This is a genomic window from Vibrio sp. JZG10, from assembly GCF_054064075.1.
Genome location: NZ_JBSUGE010000019.1, coordinates 12,463 through 31,937 on the forward strand (window position 1 = coordinate 12,463; position 19,475 = coordinate 31,937).

20 protein-coding genes and 1 tRNA gene are annotated in these 19,475 nt (G+C 43.6%); 17 read left to right on the plus strand and 4 right to left on the minus strand.

Going from position 1 to position 19,475, the window contains the following annotated elements; translation table 11 throughout:
• Window positions 1-7 precede the first annotated feature (7 nt).
• The 6 genes from tsaB to rnd all read left to right on the plus strand — a co-directional run bounded on the left by tsaB (window position 8) and on the right by rnd (window position 5,531).
• Entirely contained in the window at window positions 8-709 is a 702-nt protein-coding gene (tsaB, locus tag ACWYVB_RS18660) for a tRNA (adenosine(37)-N6)-threonylcarbamoyltransferase complex dimerization subunit type 1 TsaB (protein ID WP_301567590.1), read from the plus strand.
• Window positions 710-769: 60 nt separating this feature from the next.
• Window positions 770-1,075, plus strand: coding sequence for a hypothetical protein (locus ACWYVB_RS18665; RefSeq protein WP_012842040.1), 306 nt, complete (start codon window positions 770-772; stop codon window positions 1,073-1,075).
• 41 nt (window positions 1,076-1,116) lie between these two features.
• Entirely contained in the window at window positions 1,117-1,674 is a 558-nt protein-coding gene (locus tag ACWYVB_RS18670) for a Slp family lipoprotein (protein WP_237283698.1), read from the plus strand.
• 6 nt (window positions 1,675-1,680) lie between these two features.
• Window positions 1,681-2,535, plus strand: coding sequence for an alpha/beta fold hydrolase (locus tag ACWYVB_RS18675; protein ID WP_006743344.1), 855 nt, complete (start codon window positions 1,681-1,683; stop codon window positions 2,533-2,535).
• A 106-nt stretch (window positions 2,536-2,641) separates the two neighbouring features.
• Window positions 2,642-4,333: a long-chain-fatty-acid--CoA ligase FadD gene (fadD, locus tag ACWYVB_RS18680; protein WP_005396044.1), complete on the plus strand. Its 1,692-nt coding sequence runs from the start codon at window positions 2,642-2,644 to the stop codon at window positions 4,331-4,333.
• 79 nt (window positions 4,334-4,412) lie between these two features.
• The gene (rnd, locus tag ACWYVB_RS18685; protein ID WP_457529724.1) at window positions 4,413-5,531 is read left to right on the plus strand and encodes a ribonuclease D; all 1,119 of its coding nucleotides are present in this window, start codon (window positions 4,413-4,415) and stop codon (window positions 5,529-5,531) included.
• 78 nt (window positions 5,532-5,609) lie between these two features.
• Here the strand turns inward: rnd and minE are convergent, their stop codons facing one another.
• From minE to minC, 3 genes are read right to left on the minus strand one after another with little or no spacing between them, the layout of a single operon-like run.
• Entirely contained in the window at window positions 5,610-5,873 is a 264-nt protein-coding gene (minE, locus tag ACWYVB_RS18690) for a cell division topological specificity factor MinE (RefSeq protein ID WP_005396037.1), read from the minus strand.
• 2 nt (window positions 5,874-5,875) lie between these two features.
• Complete coding sequence (gene minD / locus ACWYVB_RS18695) at window positions 5,876-6,688, minus strand: septum site-determining protein MinD (protein ID WP_005388331.1); 813 nt, start codon at window positions 6,686-6,688, stop codon at window positions 5,876-5,878.
• Between the two features lie 17 nt (window positions 6,689-6,705).
• The gene (minC, locus tag ACWYVB_RS18700; protein WP_005382304.1) at window positions 6,706-7,368 is read right to left on the minus strand and encodes a septum site-determining protein MinC; all 663 of its coding nucleotides are present in this window, start codon (window positions 7,366-7,368) and stop codon (window positions 6,706-6,708) included.
• Window positions 7,369-7,565: 197 nt separating this feature from the next.
• Here minC and ACWYVB_RS18705 point away from each other — a divergent pair, with 197 nt between their 5' ends.
• The 4 genes from ACWYVB_RS18705 (at window position 7,566) to ACWYVB_RS18720 (ending at window position 11,360) form a co-directional block, all read left to right on the plus strand.
• Complete coding sequence (locus ACWYVB_RS18705; protein WP_005382303.1) at window positions 7,566-7,847, plus strand: YcgL domain-containing protein; 282 nt, start codon at window positions 7,566-7,568, stop codon at window positions 7,845-7,847.
• A 48-nt stretch (window positions 7,848-7,895) separates the two neighbouring features.
• Window positions 7,896-8,867, plus strand: coding sequence for a lytic murein transglycosylase (locus tag ACWYVB_RS18710; protein WP_046874238.1), 972 nt, complete (start codon window positions 7,896-7,898; stop codon window positions 8,865-8,867).
• Window positions 8,868-8,958: 91 nt separating this feature from the next.
• Complete coding sequence (locus ACWYVB_RS18715; RefSeq protein ID WP_005396032.1) at window positions 8,959-9,903, plus strand: LysR family transcriptional regulator; 945 nt, start codon at window positions 8,959-8,961, stop codon at window positions 9,901-9,903.
• 257 nt (window positions 9,904-10,160) lie between these two features.
• On the plus strand, window positions 10,161-11,360 hold the full coding sequence (locus tag ACWYVB_RS18720; protein ID WP_104969178.1) for a NupC/NupG family nucleoside CNT transporter: 1,200 nt from the start codon (window positions 10,161-10,163) through the stop codon (window positions 11,358-11,360).
• Window positions 11,361-11,428: 68 nt separating this feature from the next.
• Here the strand turns inward: ACWYVB_RS18720 and folD are convergent, their stop codons facing one another.
• Window positions 11,429-12,289, minus strand: a complete 861-nt coding sequence (gene folD / locus ACWYVB_RS18725; protein ID WP_457529728.1) for a bifunctional methylenetetrahydrofolate dehydrogenase/methenyltetrahydrofolate cyclohydrolase FolD — start codon at window positions 12,287-12,289, stop codon at window positions 11,429-11,431.
• Between the two features lie 203 nt (window positions 12,290-12,492).
• Here folD and ACWYVB_RS18730 point away from each other — a divergent pair.
• The 7 genes from ACWYVB_RS18730 to ACWYVB_RS18760 all read left to right on the plus strand — a co-directional run bounded on the left by ACWYVB_RS18730 (window position 12,493) and on the right by ACWYVB_RS18760 (window position 19,304).
• A tRNA-Arg gene (locus ACWYVB_RS18730) sits at window positions 12,493-12,569 on the plus strand.
• A gap of 605 nt (window positions 12,570-13,174) precedes the next feature.
• Window positions 13,175-15,214: a type I restriction-modification system subunit M gene (locus tag ACWYVB_RS18735; protein ID WP_457529730.1), complete on the plus strand. Its 2,040-nt coding sequence runs from the start codon at window positions 13,175-13,177 to the stop codon at window positions 15,212-15,214.
• Window positions 15,214-16,473, plus strand: coding sequence for a restriction endonuclease subunit S (locus tag ACWYVB_RS18740; RefSeq protein WP_301659149.1), 1,260 nt, complete (start codon window positions 15,214-15,216; stop codon window positions 16,471-16,473). Before ACWYVB_RS18735 ends, ACWYVB_RS18740 begins: the two co-directional genes overlap by 1 nt.
• Window positions 16,466-17,392, plus strand: a complete 927-nt coding sequence (locus tag ACWYVB_RS18745) for an FRG domain-containing protein (RefSeq protein WP_301659150.1) — start codon at window positions 16,466-16,468, stop codon at window positions 17,390-17,392. The genes ACWYVB_RS18740 and ACWYVB_RS18745 overlap by 8 nt, the downstream gene beginning before the upstream one ends.
• 61 nt (window positions 17,393-17,453) lie before the next feature.
• The gene (locus ACWYVB_RS18750; protein ID WP_301659151.1) at window positions 17,454-18,155 is read left to right on the plus strand and encodes a hypothetical protein; all 702 of its coding nucleotides are present in this window, start codon (window positions 17,454-17,456) and stop codon (window positions 18,153-18,155) included.
• A 58-nt stretch (window positions 18,156-18,213) separates the two neighbouring features.
• Entirely contained in the window at window positions 18,214-18,813 is a 600-nt protein-coding gene (locus ACWYVB_RS18755) for a hypothetical protein (RefSeq protein WP_301659152.1), read from the plus strand.
• A complete protein-coding gene (locus ACWYVB_RS18760) occupies window positions 18,813-19,304 on the plus strand; it encodes a hypothetical protein (RefSeq protein WP_140364230.1) in 492 nt (163 codons plus the stop codon). The genes ACWYVB_RS18755 and ACWYVB_RS18760 overlap by 1 nt, the downstream gene beginning before the upstream one ends.
• The last annotated feature ends 171 nt before the right edge of the window (window positions 19,305-19,475 follow it).

The following is a 19,475-nucleotide window of genomic DNA, read 5'->3' on the forward strand; positions in this document are numbered from 1 at the left end:
GAGTTAAATGAGCGCAAAAATTCTTGCTATCGATACAGCGACTGAAAACTGTTCAGTTGCGTTGTTGGCTAATGATCAAGTGATTTCACGTAGCGCGGTTGCACCACGCGATCACACCAAAAAAGTACTGCCAATGGTTGATGAAGTACTCAAAGAAGCTGGCCTGACTCTACAAGAGCTGGATGCGTTAGCGTTTGGACGTGGTCCAGGTAGCTTTACTGGCGTTCGTATCGGTATTGGTATCGCACAAGGTTTGGCGTTCGGTGCTGACTTACCTATGATCGGCGTTTCAACACTGGCTGCGATGGCTCAAGGTAGCCATCGTTTACATGGTGTGACCAATGTTGCTGTGGCCATTGATGCACGTATGAGTGAAATTTATTGGGCGCGCTATTCTCGTCAAGACAATGGTGAATGGGTTGGTATTGATGAAGAGTGTGTTATTCCACCAGCACGTCTAACTGAAGAAGCACAGGCAGACGACAAAATGTGGACGACAGCAGGTACTGGTTGGGATGCATACCAAGAAGTATTAGCAGACCTACCATTTAATTTGACGCATGGTGAGGTTCTGTACCCTGATTCACAAGACATCGTGATTCTTGCTGAACAAGAATTTAAAAAGGGTAATACTGTGCCGGTAGAAGATTCTAGCCCAGTTTATCTACGCGATAATGTGACATGGAAAAAACTTCCTGGTCGCGAATAGTCCGTTTTTCATTAACCTGACAAAAAGCAGGGCGTTTGCCCTGTATTTTTATGGAGTGCTATGGCGTCGATTAATGGCTTGCCTCCTTCTTTGATTCCCGGTGCAAATCGCACTAATAAAGTCAGCAAAAAGAAGCAGGTAGATAAATCACAAACAAAGCAGCCTGTAGGTCAGCCTTCAAAGGTTGCTAACGCTGTGGCGCACTCCATAAAACACGTGGATGAGTCCCAAATTCACCGAGCTCAAGTGCAATATGACCTTCCTGAAGGGAGCGCACGTAAAGCAATGGAGCAGTACATGGATGTCATGAATCGAGCTAAAAAAGAGGAACTGGCTCAATTACTTGGTGTCGATATTTACGTGTGAGATCTCCCCTGCTTGGGGTTACTAATATTGAAAGGTGGTTTATGAAGGTTTTTGGACGGTTTTTTCTCGCATTATTTGCTACGGTTGGTTTGTCTGCGTGTAGCTCGTTGCCAGAGGAGCTAAATGCAAGCACAGAATTGGTCGTTACAGACTATAAAGCTTTTGCTGAGTCTCAGGGGCAAGTGAGTGAAGATGTTCGCCTTGGTGGAATCATCGCTAAAGTGGATAACTTTAAAGATAAAACCCGTCTAGAGATTGTAAACCTACCAATCAGTAAATCTGGTAAACCGGATATTGATGAAGAGCCTACGGGACGTTTTGTCGCCTATTTTGATGGCTATTTAGAGCCTGTCGCCTTTAGTGAAGGCCGTTTGGTGACGGTTGTAGGCAAAGGAGCAGGGGAAGAAGAAGGAAAGATCGGTGAGCACGGTTACATCTTCCCGATTATTAAGGGGGAAGGGTATCGTTTATGGAAAATTGAAGAACGTGTACGCATGTATGACTCGCCAACCTACTTTTACCCATGTTACTCGATTAACTGCCGAATGTGGCGTAATGATTTCCCACAAGACGGTAAAGTGATAAAACAGGTCAAATAATCTGCGATGCATGAGCGTCAATTCGAGCTTCCTGCCGGCAAAATGGCAGCCCTTGAGATAGGGAACGAGAAAACGGCTGACTTGTCAGTCGTTTTTCTTCATGGATGGTTAGATAATGCGGGCAGCTTTAAAGCGCTCATGGAGCAGTTGAACCAACTTAATCCTCACTTACACCTCCTCGCCATCGATCATTTTGGTCACGGTTTATCGAGTCATAAATCTCACGATAATTATTATCCCTTTCACGACTATATTGCCGATTTATATCAGCTGTTGGACGAATTATCACCAAACAGACTGATATTAGTAGGGCATTCACTTGGTGCTTTAATCGCAAGTTGCTATAGTGCTGCGTTTCCAGAGCAGGTCGAAGCTCTTGTGCAAATTGAGGGAGCAGGACCTCTTACTGAAGATCCTACTAACAGTTTGCCTCGTCTTCGCGATGGCGTTTTAAGTCGAATAAGACAGCAAAACAAGCCAGAGCGAGCCATTGCCTCCTTCGATCTGGCGTTAAAATTACGCGTGCAAGCCAACCAATTAACCGCTGAGCAGCTTCTGCCGATAGTCGAGCGAGGAACGGAGCAGCGAGGAGATAAATGGTATTGGCGGCATGACGCCAAGTTAAAATGTGCGTCGCTTTACCGAATGGCGCAAGCGCATGCTAACTCGATTACCAGCCAAATACGTTGTCCTCATTTGATCGTATTAGGCGATCAAGGATTTCAGAATTTACCATCTAACCAAGCTGATTGGGGAGAGAACCCGCCGCAAGTGGTTTCTGTCAAGGGTGGTCATCACTGTCATTTAGAGCAAATACTCGAGGTCGCAACGCGAATTCTTGGTGTAGTTAACAAAATTTAAACAAGTGTTTGAGAGTTGCGTGCTCAAGCACGTTCGCTGTGCTGTAATAGCTTTCAAAATAAAAAGGACGCTATTTTTTAGCCAGTTATAAACGAGGAGTAACATCGTGGATAAACCATGGCTTTCACGTTATCCAAGTGACGTACCTGAAACCATTAATCCAGAGCAATATGAGTCTTTGGTAGAAATGTTTGAGCAGTCTGTACAAAAATATGCAGACCAACCAGCATTCATGAACATGGGCTCGGTTATGACCTTCCGTAAATTGGAAGAGCGTAGTCGCGCATTCGCAGCGTATCTGCAAAACGAGTTAAAACTGCAAAAGGGTGACCGTGTTGCTCTGATGATGCCAAACCTACTGCAATACCCAGTGGCGTTGTTTGGTATTTTGCGTGCAGGTTGTATCGCCGTAAACGTTAACCCACTTTACACTCCTCGTGAACTTGAACACCAATTGAATGACTCAGGTGCGACGACGATTGTGATTGTATCTAACTTTGCGAACACGCTAGAACAAATCGTCGATAAAACACCAGTTAAACACGTGGTGTTAACCAGCCTTGGTCAAATGCTGCCACGAGCGAAAGGTACGATTGTCGATTTTGTTGTGAAGTACGTTAAGGGCATGGTGCCTAAGTACGATTTACCTGGTGCGATCTCAATGCGTCAGGCTCTACGTAAAGGTCGTCGTCTACAATACGTTAAACCGTTTATGTCTGGGGATGACATTGCATTCCTGCAATATACGGGGGGGACGACAGGCGTCGCGAAAGGTGCCATTCTGACTCACCGCAACATGATTGCGAACGTTCTACAGGCAAAAGGCGCGTACGGACCGGTTTTATCTCCAGGCCGCGAATTGGTCGTGACAGCGCTACCGCTGTATCACGTATTTGCTCTTACCGTAAACTGTTTACTGTTTGTCGAAATGGGTGGCCGTAACCTACTTATTACCAACCCTAGAGATATTCCAGGGTTCGTGAAAGAGCTACAAAAGCATCCGTTTACTGCGATTACGGGCGTGAACACCTTATTTAATGCTTTGATCAACAACGAAGATTTCCACGAGTTGGATTTCAGTAACCTACGTTTAGCCGTTGGCGGCGGCATGGCAGTGCAGCGCTCAGTAGCAGAAAGATGGCAAAAGACCACGGGTTGTTACCTACTAGAAGGTTACGGCCTAACCGAGTGTTCTCCATTGGTTGCGGCATACCCGCATGACCTTGTTGAATACAATGGATCGATAGGTCTGCCTGTGCCATCAACGGAAGTTCGCATTGTGGACGAAGAAGGCAACGCTCTTGCGAATACTGAAACTGGTGAACTTCAAGTTCGTGGCCCTCAGGTTATGCAAGGCTACTGGCAACGACCTGAAGCAACGAAAGATACGATCAACGAAGACGGTTGGCTATCAACGGGCGACATTGTTAAGTTCGATGACGAAGGCTTCTTGCACATCGTTGACCGTAAGAAAGACATGATCTTAGTATCAGGCTTTAATGTTTACCCGAACGAAATCGAAGACGTTGTAGCACTGCACGGCAAAGTCCTTGAAGTGGCTGCTATTGGTCAACCGCACGAAGTCTCTGGTGAATTAGTGAAGATCTACGTCGTGAAGCGCGACCCGAGCTTGACCAAAGATGAAGTTATTACGCATTGTCGTCAGCACTTAACTGGCTACAAAGTACCTAAGTTGGTTGAGTTCCGTGAAGACCTCCCTAAAACCAATGTCGGTAAGATCTTGCGTCGTGTTCTGCGTGAAGAGAACGACGCTGAACTCGCGAAGAAAAGCGCATAAGCCGATTTCGTCGAGTCGAGAGATTTAAAAAATGATAGAATGCCAGCGTTTTGCTGGCATTTTTTATAGCGAGAAGTATGTGAATTATCAAATTATTACCAAAAACAAAGATCTAGAAGAAGTTTGCATTCACGCCCGAGAGGCAGATGTAGTGATGCTGGATACCGAATTCGTCCGTATTCGCACTTTCTACCCGCAGTTAGGTCTGATTCAGCTTTTCGATGGTAATCGCCTCTCGCTGATTGATCCGACCGAATTAACGGATATGACGCCGTTCGTAGCGCTATTAAAAGATACTTCCGTGTTAAAAGTGCTGCATGCCTGCGGTGAAGATTTAGAAGTTTTCCAAAATGCATTTGGTTGTACGCCGTTCCCTATGGTAGATACTCAGTTGATGGCGGCCTTTCTTGGCCACGGTCTATCAACAGGCTTTGCAACGCTGGTGGAAGAATATTTAGGTGTTGAGCTCGACAAAAGTGAGTCACGTACTGACTGGATGGCTCGTCCACTGACACAAAAGCAATTAGACTATGCTGCTGCAGACGTGCATTACTTGCTACCGTTATACGAAAAGCTTTTCGATAAGGTGACGCAAGCAGGTTGGTGGGAAGCCGTACAACAAGAAAGTGATTTGTTGGTTTCAAAACGCATTCGCGTCACTAATGAAGAGAATGCCTACCTTGATATTAAAGGTGCTTGGCAGTTAAAACCTTCTGAGCTGGCGATTTTAAAGCCTCTAGCGACGTGGCGTTACCGTGAAGCAATCAAACGAGATTTAGCGCTGAACTTTATCTTCAAAGAAGGTGACCTGTTAACAGTCGCTCGTCTTGGCTTAACTAACTTTAAGAAGATGGAAGCGGAAGATATTGATATCCGAGCGATTAACCGCCATGGCGCGAAGATTGCCGCTATTGTTAAACAAGCGAAGCAAACACCTTCTGAAGAGTATCCAGCGAAAATTGAACGCTTAATGGATTATCCAGGTTACAAACAAGTCTTCAAAAATATGAAAGACATAGTGAAATCGGCGTCGCAGAAGTCTGGCTTAGCGACGGAGTTCCTTGCTTCTAAAAAGCAGATTAATCAGCTGATCAGTTGGGTGTGGAAAAAAGATCGCGATACAGAAGTGTTGCCTGACTTGATGCAGGGATGGCGTTTGGATCTGCTCGGCGACAAGATGAACAAAGCATTAAAGTAATAAAAGATTAAAAGGTTGGCCTCGGTGCCAACCTTTTTCATTCTAATCTGAGCATTCAATCTCGTGAGGAAAAGTGGTTTATTTCTCGTCGTCTGGTAGCTTCACATTGAGCTCAAGAACTGAGATATCGTCGTCTTTGTGCTCAAATGTCAAGTCAACCATATTTGGATCAATTGCCACGTACTTACTGATCACTTTCAAGATGTCTTCTTTCAATTGAGGTAAGTAAGAAGGCGCAGGATCATTTTGGCTGCGGCGCTCAGCAACAATGATTTGCAAACGCTCTTTAGCTAGATTCGCAGAAGTTTTCTTCTGTGGGCGGAAAAATTCTAATAATGACATGTCTAGCCTCCAAAGAGTCGTTTAAAGAGTCCTTTCTTCTCCTCAGTAAGGAAACGAAATTCAACCTGATTGCCTAATAAGCGATCAACGGTGTCAGAATAAGCCATGCCCGCATCGGTGTTATCGTCAAAAGTAACCGGTACACCTTTGTTCGACGCGTTAAGCACGGCTTGGCTTTCTGGAATCACGCCCAGTAGTGGAATATGTAAGATCTCCTCTACGTCTTCAACGCTTAGCATTTCGCCTTGAGTGACGCGAGATGGGTTGTAGCGAGTCAGTAGCAGGTGTTGTTTTACTGGCTCTAGCCCTTGTTCTGCACGCAGTGACTTAGAATCTAAAATACCGAGAATGCGGTCAGAGTCACGCACAGAAGAGACTTCTGGGTTCGTTGTGACAATGGCTTCATCGGCGTAGTACAAGGCCATCAATGCGCCTTGTTCGATACCTGCTGGTGAATCACAAATAATGAAATCAAAGCCCATTTCATCAAGTTCGCCGAATACGCGCTGAACACCATCTTTTGTCAGTGCGTCTTTATCACGAGTTTGAGAAGCAGGAAGAATGAATAGGTTGTCCGTGCGCTTATCTTTGATCAGCGCTTGGTTTAATGTCGCTTCGCCGTTAATGACGTTCACAAAGTCATACACGACACGGCGCTCACAGCCCATGATTAGGTCGAGGTTACGCAAACCGATATCAAAATCGATCACCGCGGTCTTTTTTCCCTTCAGAGCTAGACCAGAGGCGATGGCTGCGCTTGAAGTGGTTTTACCAACGCCACCTTTACCAGACGTTACTACAATAATGCGTGCCATTTTTTTTCCTTTTTAGATTAAATCGCGAGAACTTCTAAATGTAATGATTCATCGGCTTTACTGATCATTACTTTCTTTTGCCAGTACTCGCTTTCAATTTGATCGCTTAACCAGTAGTCACCCGCAATGGATACCAGTTCTGCTTGTAAATCGTGGCAAATAATACGCGCTTCCTGCTGACCACTTGCGCCTGCAATCGCACGGCCTCGAAGTGTGCCATGGATATGAATAGAGCCGTCAGCGATGACTTCAGCACCAGCACTTACGTGCGCTAACACCACCAAATCACCATCTTTCGCGTAGATCTGTTGTCCTGATCGAACAGGCGTGCGAACTACTTTCGTTGGTGCCATTTTGGCTGGCGCCTGGCTTGGTGATTTGCTTGCCGACATAATGGCGAAGCCAGCTTCGGAAGCAAGATTTTGTACACGCTTGTCTTTACAGCCCGTTACACCGACCGGAATAAAACCAGCATCTGAGATGCCTTGTTTAAGCTTAGGGAAATCAATGTCGCCTTGTACTTTTGCTATATTGATTACCAAAGGCGCGGATGCAAAAAAAGAAGGTGCTTGAGAAACTTTTTCTTGCAAAAATTCGACAGTCTTTGCGATCTCATTGTCAGAAAGGTGTAAAACTGACAATGTAAAACTGCTACCTTTAAGGTCTGGTGAATGGGTCATCGTGGACTTCTTGCCTTTATTGAAAGAGCGTTGCCTTAAACTAGGTCTGTCATGTTATATTTCATCCTTTGACGCAGCAAGTTCTCTCGTGGGCAAATAGGTGAATTAATCTCAAATTTGCTATTAAGTTTGCGAGAATTTGACGTTTTCAACCTAATCCGCACTCAACGCGGCTAAATCAGCATAAAAGGCGTGTCATGCTTTGTTCTATTTATAAAAGCTCGAAAAAAGAAGGTACTTATCTCTATATTCCGAAAAAGGATGATTTTTCACAGGTTCCTGACACCTTAATGCAGATGTTCGGTAAGCCTATCGCTGTTATGACGATTAAACTTGATGGCCGTAAATTGGCACAAGTTGATATCGAAAAAGTGAAGGCTTCATTGCAAAATGATGGCTTCTTTTTGCAGGTTCCGCCTCCGCCGGAGAACCTACTAGAAAAGTACAAAGAACAAAAAGCCCAGCAGAAAGGCGAATAACGTCATCGTTTTTCATCTGGGATTTCTGCCTTGCTCAAGGAGGGCAATATGAAAAAAATACTGGCTACCATGCTTAGCGTTGGTGTGTGTACCTCGGCTTTTGCAAGTAGCGAGGGTTTCGATGAATACTTGAATAAGCTGCGTGCTGAAGCGCGTGATAAAGGTATCTCAGAGCAGGTCATTAGTGCTGCTTTTGCGAATGTTGAGTACAAGCCTCGAGCAGTAAAAGCGGACCGAAACCAACCAGAGAAGAAACTGACGTTGGATGAATACATTCCTCGCGCGGTGCCCGAATGGAAGGTGAAGCAAGCAAGACAACTCTATAAAGAGCATTACACCGAGCTAAAGCGTATAGGCGATGAGTACGGTGTGCAGCCTCGTTTTATCGTGGCGCTGTGGGGTGTAGAAAGTAACTTTGGTAAATTTACGGGTAACTTCAAAGTGATTGACGCGTTGTCTACAATGGCATTTGAAGGTCGTCGTGAAGAGTTTTTCCGTAAAGAGACCATGTCGGCATTGCAGATCCTCGATCAAGGCCATATTGAACTGGAAAACTTTAAGGGTTCATGGGCTGGTGCGATGGGGCAATGTCAGTTTATGCCAAGCTCTTTTCTTCGTTTTGCCGCTGATGGCAACGGGGATGGTAAAAAAGACATTTGGCAATCTGAAGCCGATGTGTTTGCATCAACCGCTAACTATTTGAGCAAGTCCGGCTGGGATGACAAATACACTTGGGGTCGCCAAGTGAAAGTTCCTAAAGGCATTGATCACAGCTTAGAAGGGCGCACGGCTGAAAAAGGTAAATACCTTCAGGAGTGGAGCAAACTTGGCATCACAAAATACGATGGTAGCCCGTTGCCAAAACTGGATGAAGACATCAAAGCATGGTTGATCATGCCGGACGACGAGAATGGTCGTACGTATCTGGTTTACAATAACTACAACGTACTGATGAAGTGGAACCGCTCTTACTACTTCGCACTCGCCGTGAGTCACTTGGCTGACCGAATTAAATACTGAGCTGTTATAAAATAATCACTTGGCATCCAGTATTCAATATGAGGGCTCTTCGGAGTCCTTTGTTTTTCCTATAATCAAATCGAGGTAAAGCGTGTTATCTGAACGTGCTGCACAAATGGTGATCTTCTCCGCTCTTCTTAAACATAAAAGTTTCACGGCTGCTGCAAAGAGCTTAGGCGTGTCGGTGTCTCATGTGAGTAAGCAGTTGAGCCAGCTGGAAGCATCTCTTGGTATCAAGCTTGTTCAACGCACTACGCGAAGCTTTACGCCGACTGAGGCAGGAAAAACCTTTTTTCATCACTGTGAGCAAGTAGTACAAGCGGTGAGCAGTGCCACATTAGAGATGGAAACCCAGCGGGATGAAGTGGCAGGCTTAGTGCGTCTTGGTTTGTCGCAATCATTCGGTACCTTGCACATAATCCCCGCAATTCAAGAGTTGCGCGAACTGTATCCTCAACTTCAAGTGGAGGTGCATTTGTTTGACTATAAAGTCGATATGTTAGCCGAAGGGCTCGATTTATGGGTGACTAACAACGAGCATTTGCCTGAAGGCTACATTGCGCAGCGTTTGACGGATTGCCAGTTTGTTGTTGCGGCGTCACCAGATTACTTATTGAAGCATGATACGCCAACAGAGCCGGATGACTTGTCTTCTCACAACTGTCTTATATACAGAAGCTGGGAGCGTGACTATACGGGGTGGGCGTTTACTAAAGATCAGCAGGAGTTGAACGTAAAAGTTTCGGGCAACTATTCAGTGGATCTGGCAGAAGCCGTTCGGGATGCCGCTATTGCAGGTTGGGGCATTGCCTACCTTGCCACTTACTTACTGGGTGATGAGTTTAGAACGGGTAAGTTAATACAGTTGTTACCGGACTGGAAAGCCAGCCAGTCGATGCCGTTTTATGCGGTGTATCCAAGCCGCCAACATATGCCCAAAAAAATATCCGCAGTGATTAACTTCATCAAACAGAAGATCGGTAACCCCTGTCATTGGGATCAACGTCTAGCGCCTTACATCTCTATTCCTAAGTAACAGGATCAATGACGTTATTGAACGACACATAAGGTGATTCACTTCACAAAAATTTTTCCAGAACTAGAAACATCTTTTCTATATAGAAACAATAAAAATAAGCAAACGTTTATATTCTTATAATTCAATGCCTTATAATTAAGGTCAATTATTGGGCGCTTAAACTTTTCACACTGTTAACATCCTCAACTTGCAGCATTTTGAGTCCGCTATACAATCCGGTGCCTTCCATATCCCCCTTCTGTCGGATTCATTTTATGAACTCAATTATTGGTATCGTAGCCATACTATTCGTAGCATGGCTACTTTCTACAAATAGAAAAAATATAAAGCTGAGAACAGTGTCGTTTGCGTTTGCTTTGCAGGTACTGTTTGCGTTGTTGGTTTTATATGTACCAGCAGGACGAGATGCGCTGAATTCAGTGAGCAGCGTAGTGTCGAATTTGATCAACTATGGTCAAGAGGGCATTGCGTTTTTATTCGGTAATTTGGCGACAGGGGGCTTCACCTTTGCGATCAATGTTCTGGGTATCATCGTTTTCTTTTCCTCCCTTATCTCAGGTCTTTATCACATTGGCGTAATGCCAAGAATCATCAACTTTATCGGTGGCGGTATTCAAAAGCTGCTGGGTATCGGTCGTGCGGAGTCTTTGTCTGCAACGGCGAATATTTTTGTTGGCACCATTGAAGCGCCATTGATGGTAAAGCCATACCTAAAGCACATGACCGACTCGCAGTTCTTTGCGGTGATGACAGGTGGTTTGGCTTCTGTGGCTGGTGGAACGTTGGTTGGTTACGCGTCACTGGGCGTTGACCTTAACTACCTGATCGCTGCTGCGTTTATGTCGGCACCTGCGGGCTTGCTGATGGCAAAAATTTTAATGCCAGAAGATACGGATAAAGCAGCAGATATCGACATTAGCCAAGTTGAAATTCCACGTGCAACCAACGTAGTAGAAGCATTAGCCGATGGTGCCATGGCGGGTGTACGCATTGCTGTATCGGTAGGTGGTACGCTATTGGCTTTCATCAGTGTCATTGCAATGTTAAACGGCATGCTAGGTTGGATTGGTGACCTTGTTGGGACGCCACTAAGCTTCGAGCTGATCCTAGGGTATGTATTCGCACCTGTCGCTTGGTTATTAGGTGTACCATGGCAAGAAGCAACCACAGCAGGCTCGCTGATTGGTAATAAGATTGTGGTGAATGAGTTCGTTGCTTTCATCCAGCTTGCTGAAGTGAAGTCTCAACTCAGCGAACACTCACAAGCAATCGTGACGTTTGCTTTGTGTGGTTTTGCAAACATCTCAAGTATGGCGATGTTGATTGGCGGACTGGGCTCATTGGTACCTGAAAAGCGTGCATTTGTTTCTAAGCATGGTTTCCGTGCGATTATCGCTGGTGTGATGGCGAACTTAATGAGCGCTTCAATTGCGGGCGTGATTTTAAGTCTGTAACTGAAAGAGATACCTAAAATTAGCAAAAAGGCTCCTTGCGGAGCCTTTTTCGTATCTGAAGTTTTACGTTATTTGTCTGTGTGGAACTGCTCGCAAGCGAGCATCGTGTTCTCAATTAAGCTTGCGACGGTCATTGGGCCAACACCACCAGGGACAGGAGTAATAAAGCTCGCACTTTCACGTGCTTTATCGTATTCCACGTCGCCAACTAGCTTGCCTGAATCAAGACGGTTAATGCCGACATCAATAACCACTGCACCTTTCTTAATCCACTCTCCAGAGATGAAGTTTGGCTTACCAACCGCAACTACGACAACGTCAGCTTGACGCACATGACTCTCTAGGTCTTTGGTAAAACGGTGACATGTTGTCGTTGTACAGCCCGCAAGCAGCAGCTCAAGTGTCATAGGACGACCAACAATGTTTGATGCACCAACCACAACAGCATGTTTGCCACGAAGCTCTATGTTGTAACGGTCTAGTAGGGTAATGATGCCCTTTGGCGTGCAAGAGCGAAGCTTTGGAATACGTTGCGCAAGACGACCAACGTTATAAGGGTGGAAGCCATCCACGTCTTTCTCTGGGTGAATGCGCTCTAAAACATGTGTTGTGTCGATGCCCGCAGGAAGGGGTAATTGCACTAGAATGCCGTCAATTTCATCATCGTTGTTTAATTCATCAATCAGCGCTAGTAACTCTTCTTCTGAGCTAGACGCAGGAAGGTCAAAAGACTTAGAAACAAACCCAACTTCTTCACATGCGCGGCGTTTGCTACCGACATAAACCTGAGAAGCAGGATCTTCACCAACTAGAACCACTGCTAAACCAGGAGCACGTAGCCCTGCTTCAACACGCGCTTTAACACGTGCAGCCACTTCGGAGCGAACAGTTTGGGAAATGAGAGTTCCGTCTATATTTTGAGCAGTCATGACTTTCCTTATAAATTAAGAAGGCAAATTATCTGCGGCGCATTGTCGCAGAATTTCTTATTAACATCCATACGCAAACGTTTGCTTTGTGGTGTTTTTGAACATTAAGCGTTTTGATGGACTTTTTTTAGGCATTCAGATCAGAATGTTATGAAAACCCGTTGATTTACCCGTTTGAACTCGTATAATCCTGTCCCTGTAGCGCGCCCTTAGCTCAGCTGGATAGAGCACGTCCCTTCTAAGGATGTGGTCATTGGTTCGAATCCAATAGGGCGTGCCATTTATTTCGGGGCGTAGCAGGTTAGTACTTGCTACGCCCCTTTTCATTTCTGCTACTTTTAGTCAAGTAACTAGTCAAGTAAGCGTGAAGCTTAATGTAACCCAAAGAAACCCAATGGTTTTTAAACGTAGTTATCCTTGCGTTATTATCAGTGGTCGAGAATACACAGATTCCCTGCATGTCGTTGTCCGAGTATTTGTTTGTCAATAAAACAGCATAGCTCAGCAGTGTATCTCCGAACTAATCTACTAGCGATTCGTTGTCCAAACCTCTATCTCCTCTTACTTAAAGCCAACCTTTTTCTTTATGAAAAGAAAATCAATCATCGAAGATGATCTTTACATTACTGGTAGAAGTTTATCGATATCGTAGAAACCTCATTGTAAGGCTTATGAGCATAAGCCTCATGCTGTTATCTGGGGCATAAGCAAAAATGAAGTTCAGAGTAGCGAAGCAATTTTAATAGATAGGCTACACTGTATGCAGTGTAGCCTTGGCTAGGCACACGTGGGATAGTACCTACTTAAACCTCAATTAAATCACAGACTAACTAAGGCTCTTTCGATATAATCAGCGCAATTTTTAAGACTTATGTGCTGATTATAATGACTAACAACAATTTCTCTTCAACAGCAGCGTTTTTATGGTCGGTGGCTGACCTTCTACGTGGTGATTTCAAGCAATCTCAATACGGACGTATCATTCTCCCTTTCACTCTACTAAGACGCTTAGAGTGTGTGCTTGAAGCAACGAAACCAGACGTTCTCGCAAAATACGAAGCAGTAAAGGCAATGCCAATAGAGGCACAAGATAAACTGCTAACGCACACCGCACAGTTAAGCTTTTACAACACTTCAAAAATGGATTTAAACCGTCTTGGTGAAACAGGTGTAGCGAGTAACCTAGAGAGCTACATTCAATCGTTTAGTCCTAATGCTCGTGAGATTTTTGAGCACTTCGATTTCTTCAACACTATCGACAAACTAGAAGAAGCGGATCTGCTCTACAAAGTAGCTAAACGCTTTGCAACCACAGATCTTCACCCTAATACCATCAGCAACTACGGAATGGGCTTGGTGTTTGAAGAACTGATCAGACGTTTCGCTGAAAGCTCTAATGAAACTGCGGGTGAGCACTTTACCCCAAGAGACATTGTTGAACTAACGACCTCGCTACTCTTCGCACATGAAGAAGAGTTAACCAGTTCGGGCTTGGTTCGTTCTATTTACGATCCTACTGCTGGTACGGGTGGTTTCTTATCGTCAGGTATGGAATATGTCCATAAGTTAAACGACAAAGCCTCTCTTTCTGCTTTTGGTCAGGAGTTAAACCCAGAGTCATACGCAATCTGTAAAGCAGATATGCTTATCAAAGGGCAGAAGGTCGATAACATTAAATTGGGTAATACCCTGTCCAATGACCAGCTTCGCACCGAGAAGTTTGACTATATGCTGTCAAACCCTCCGTTTGGTGTGGATTGGAAGAAGATCCAGAAGTTCATCAATGATGAGCACCACGAAAAAGGCTTTGAAGGTCGTTTTGGTGCAGGTCTCCCACGAGTGTCTGATGGTTCATTACTATTCTTAATGCACCTAGTGAGCAAAATGCGCCCTGTAAGTGAAGGCGGGTCACGTATCGGTATTATCTTGAATGGTTCACCGCTCTTTACAGGTGGTGCTGGTAGCGGTGAAAGCGAAATCAGACGCTACATTTTGGAAAATGACCTACTTGAAGCAATTGTGGCTCTGCCTACCGATATGTTCTACAACACAGGCATTGCGACTTATGTGTGGGTTTTATCTTCTAACAAGCCAGCTAACCGCAAAGGCAAGGTTCAACTTATCAACGCTTCAAAAGAACGAGCTAAATCAGGTGGGCGTGGTCGCAGTGGCGGTAGTGAAATTGAAGGTAATGATGAACACGTATTCTATGCAGCAATGCGTAAATCCCTTGGCAGTAAGCGCAAAGAACTTACTCCTGAAGCAATTGATACCATCGTTCAAACCTACGGTCAGTTTACCGAAAACGAGTTTAGTAAAATCTTTGACTACAAAGAGTTTGGCTACCGTAGAATCACCGTAGAACGCCCTCTTAAATTGGCTATTTACCCGAAAGACGAGTACCGCCTTGATGCACTACAAGCGGATAAAGCGTGGGGTAAATTAGGCGAGCCAGTTCAAGAAGCGGCTTTAGAAGCTTTAGCTTCATTCACTGAAGAGAAAATCTTGTCTCGTGATGCCTTCCTTAAAGCCTTTATTGCCAAAATGAACGGCATCAAACTCACCGCAGCCCAACAGAAATTGATCGTGAAACACTTAGGTGAACATGATGATGAAGCCGAAGTGTGCAAGGTAAAAGGTAAGGTTGAAGCTAACCCAGATTTACGTGATAACGAGAATGTGCCACTAACTGAAACCGTTGGTGACTACTTTGCTCGTGAAGTTCTGCCGCACGTCCCTGATGCTTGGATTGATGAAAGCAAGATCGACCCTAAAGATGGTGAAGTCGGTATTGTAGGCTATGAAATCCCATTCAACCGCCATTTTTATGTTTATGAACCACCAAGGGCATTAGAAGAAATTGATGCTGATTTGGATGCGGTATCGGCTGAGATTATGCAGTTGCTGCAAGAGGTACATTCATAATGACAGGTCGTTACGAAGCATATCCTGAGTATAAAAATACTGCTATTGACTGGCTTGGTAATGTACCTTCACATTGGACTGTAGCGCGCCTTAAAAATACACTGAGAATTAAAAATGGGCGAGATTACAAAGATGTGGAAGTATCAACGGATGGTTACCCTGTTTATGGCTCTGGCGGCATCTTTAAAAGAAGCTCTGATTATTTATATGAAGGAGAGTCAGTACTTTTTGGGAGAAAAGGAACCGTTGACAAGCCATTACTAGTGGATGGTAAGTTTTGGACAGTTGATACTATGTTTTATAGTGAGATTGCCCCAAAAATGGACGCTAGGTTTATTCATAACCAGGCAATGTTGTTTCCTTACAAATTGCTCTCGACTAACACGGCGTTACCAAGTATGACTCAAGAAGATCTGCTTGAGTTAGGTTTTGTCTATCCCTCTTTTGAAGAGCAACAAAAAATCGCCAACTTCCTCGATCACGAAACTGCCAAGATCGACACCTTAATCACCAAGCAAGAAAAGCTGATTGATCTGTTAAAAGAAAAGCGCCAAGCGGTGATTTCTCACGCAGTGACCAAAGGGCTTAACCCAAATGCACCAATGAAAGATTCTGGCGTGGAATGGTTGGGCGAAGTACCTGAACATTGGGATGTATTACCAACAAAACGTTTTTTTAGGTTGGTTGCTGAGCCATCAACCAAAAATCACAATAAAGAGCTGTTATCTGTTTATGCTGCTATTGGTGTTGCCCCAAGAAAAGAACTTGAGCAAAAGGGGAATAAAGCTAGCAATACTGATGGATACTGGTTGGTACAAAAAGGGGACATCATTGTAAACAAGCTATTGGCTTGGATGGGGGCTGTTGGTTACTCGGATTATGATGGTGTAACTAGCCCTGCTTATGACATCTTACGAAAAACGAAAGATATTAACCCTAAGTTTTATCACTACCTGTTCCGCCAAGAGTTCACACAGAAAGAGTTTAAACGGTGGTCTCGTGGAATAATGGAAATGAGACTACGACTGTATTTTGAAGAACTAGGGCGGATTATGATGCCGATGCCTCCAAAAGAGGAGCAAAACGCAATTGTTGATGAAATTGAAGCAATGAATTCTATGTTTTCAAAGATCGAAGACAAAGCGAGGTTTCAGATTGAGCTTCTAACTGAGCGTAAAACAGCCCTTATCTCAGCGGCAGTGACAGGAAAAATTGACGTGCGTGATTGGATAGCATCAGATGAGGTGACTAATGGGTGAGCCAAGAAAGATAGGAGCTGTTTCTACGTTTGTAACTGAAATCGCTAAAATTAAGCCGAGAAAAGGGTATTCGCTGTTCTTTCGCGGACAAACAAAGGAAAGCTATCAACCTATTCCTTCTGTCTTTCGTAATACCGATCCGAAAGATAAAAACAGCGCTTTGTTCTCTGAAAGAGAGCACATTATGTTCGAGCAGTTGGTAGCATCTTGCCCAAATGATTTTCTGAGTTGCCAATCAGCATTCGATCATCTTGTAAAAATGCAACACTATGGGCTTCCGACTAGATTGCTTGATATCACAAGTAACCCTCTTGTAGCACTCTACTTTGCTAGCAACTCTCATTCTGGACGAGGGCAAAATAGTGCTGATGGTGAAGTCATCATTTACGAAATTAAAGATGAAGATATCAAGTTTCACGGTAGTGATACTGTTTCTGTTATCAGTAACCTAGCAAAAATGGATGATCAATTTGTTTATCCTAATACAAGCAAAGAAGAGCGAACTGAAGAAGATAGCAAGATAGTTGGTAAGCTTTTGCATTCTATTTATGCTGAGAAACCGTACTTTAAAGATGTGATTGTTCCTGCACACATCTCTTCGATTCAGGCGGTGAAGCCAAAACTAGACAATCCACGAGTCATACGTCAAAGCGGTGCATTTTTGATATTTGGAATGGGCGACAGCAAAGTCACTCCTTCACAGGAGATATATAACCTGTACAAAAATGTGAATGTCAGCTCTAGTTACTTCAGTCATACAGAAGATCGTGGTTATGTGTTGAAAATTAATGCTGAAGAGAAAACCAAAATAATTCAAAGCCTTGATGGGCTAGGTATCTCAAAAGCAACTTTATTTCCAGAGATCGATGAAGTTGCTCAACACCTTAAAGAGCAAACAGCCGACTACCTTAATAGCTAATCAAGGTTAGTGCTGTTCAAGGGGGAGATATAAGTCAAATGAAAACAAACAGGTGCTATGAGTGAAAAACAGTTCAGAACTTACCGCTGCAATAGATCGTGACGAAGGGCTAAAAGCCAAAAGGAAGCTGCTCATAGTGGCTTCTTGTATTCTACTTGCCCTATCATTCTCAGGGGCGACTATTGATGAAGCAAACACCTTTATTTTCAAGATTAAGTTCACTAATCAAAATGGGCTGGGTATTTTGCTGGTGTTGTCTATCGTCTTTTTGATGATTCGTTACTACAACTATGCCGTGGTTTACCATACAAAACTCTATGAACTTTGGAGCGAGAGACTGTTAAAACATCCCAATATCTTTGGTGTATGCCCACACTCAGACGAGTTTTATGGGTTTATTTCATCACATATGCCACTGAAGGCTGACGATGTTCGTCAGCTATCCTATGAAAATGATAAGTTTGAATATGATTGGTCTTATAAATGTACGTTTCCTTTTCGCCGATTTGTTGTTTTTCAATGGCTTGGCCGTCACGATATGAATGAAGAATCCTTAAACATTAGAAGAAATTTAGGCTTTCGAGTATATACTAAGTTCCTGTTGCTAGAAGCCAAAGAGCAGGTTTCTTCATTTTTTACTTATCGCGAAAACTTAGATATTTTAACACCTTACGCGCTTGGTTTTTTAGCGATTGCTAGCTATTACTTCAATACAGAATTGATGCAGATATTACAATTCATGACTCCATCAAAGAACGATTAAATCAGTGATACATCCAACAATGTCAAACACACCTCTCGCCTTACAGGAGCATAGCTAAATGGATAAGCTGGAAGTGCTACATCTTTATAAAGAACAATATGCTCACGAACTGGAAAGAAAAGACAGCATTAGCTCAAATATTCAGGTTAGATTTGCTGCAATCGCGACTGTATTAACTATCTTACTTTATATTGTTAAGAATACTGATCTAGGTATCCCTGTAGAGTTACTGGCATTCCTAGGTGCATTAACTATTGCTGGTTTGGCTTTACTCGGAAGAGCGATTTACTTACTGCTTGATGCATATTGGGAAAATGAGTTCAGCTTTTTTCCATATGCTGACCAGATAGAAGAAACGAGACAGGACATGGCTGAAAAAGGTCACTTTGAAGCCAACCCTGATGTTTTGGTTGACTATCTGATTGAAGAGTTTAGCTCTTGTGCAGGACAAATTGCTGAAACAAATGATGCTCGGCAAGAGAGATTACGTTTAATGAATCGACCGTTTAAGCTTTCGATGATTCCGCTGTCTCTGGTCGGCTTGATATTCATTTTCGGTGATCTTGATGTCGCGTCTTCTAGAAAAGATATTTCTGTTTCTATTTCGAATCCAACTCCTTGTAATATAAATACTAATAAAACTAACGTAGATAAATAATGACTACCGAAGACAATAAAGAGCCTACTGCCACTCTCGCACCTTTTAAGAAGCCTAAGCGTAGAAGAGTCATTGAACTGACCCAATGTCCAAATGTTAACGGAGAGGATGTTTTGTTGGTTGCTGAATGTTCTATGAGCTATTCAGTATCATCTACAGAAGAAGCACATCAGAAAGAAGAGATAGTACCCATACTCTTCAAAACTACCATTGTTGACCGTTTGATGAAAAACGAACAACTGGTAGAGCAAATTAAGAATAATTCTGATGATAGAGTGCAGCAGGGGATTTATTCGGAGTTGTTAGAAAAAGCAATTATCGAGAGCCTAGATGAGCATCAAGAAATAGCAATGGAGTTACTTCTTGAGTCGAATAGTGCAAAACAGTTTTCAATATCTGTTTTTGCTGAGATAAAGAATCAAGTTTTATGCGCTTTAGATGGTGACAGAGCAATGGCTGAAGGAAAAGGTAAAAATGACAACCGAAGATAAAAAAGATCCTATAAGTGCTCTAGAGCCGTTTAAAAAGCCTAAACCGAGAAAAGTTATAGAGTTTAGTAGGCAGATTGATAGTGGTGAGTTACATAAGGTGTTCCTGGCAGAGCATAGTAATGTCTCTGTTACAGCTCCAGTAAATGAAGTCGTATTTCAAAATGACATCTT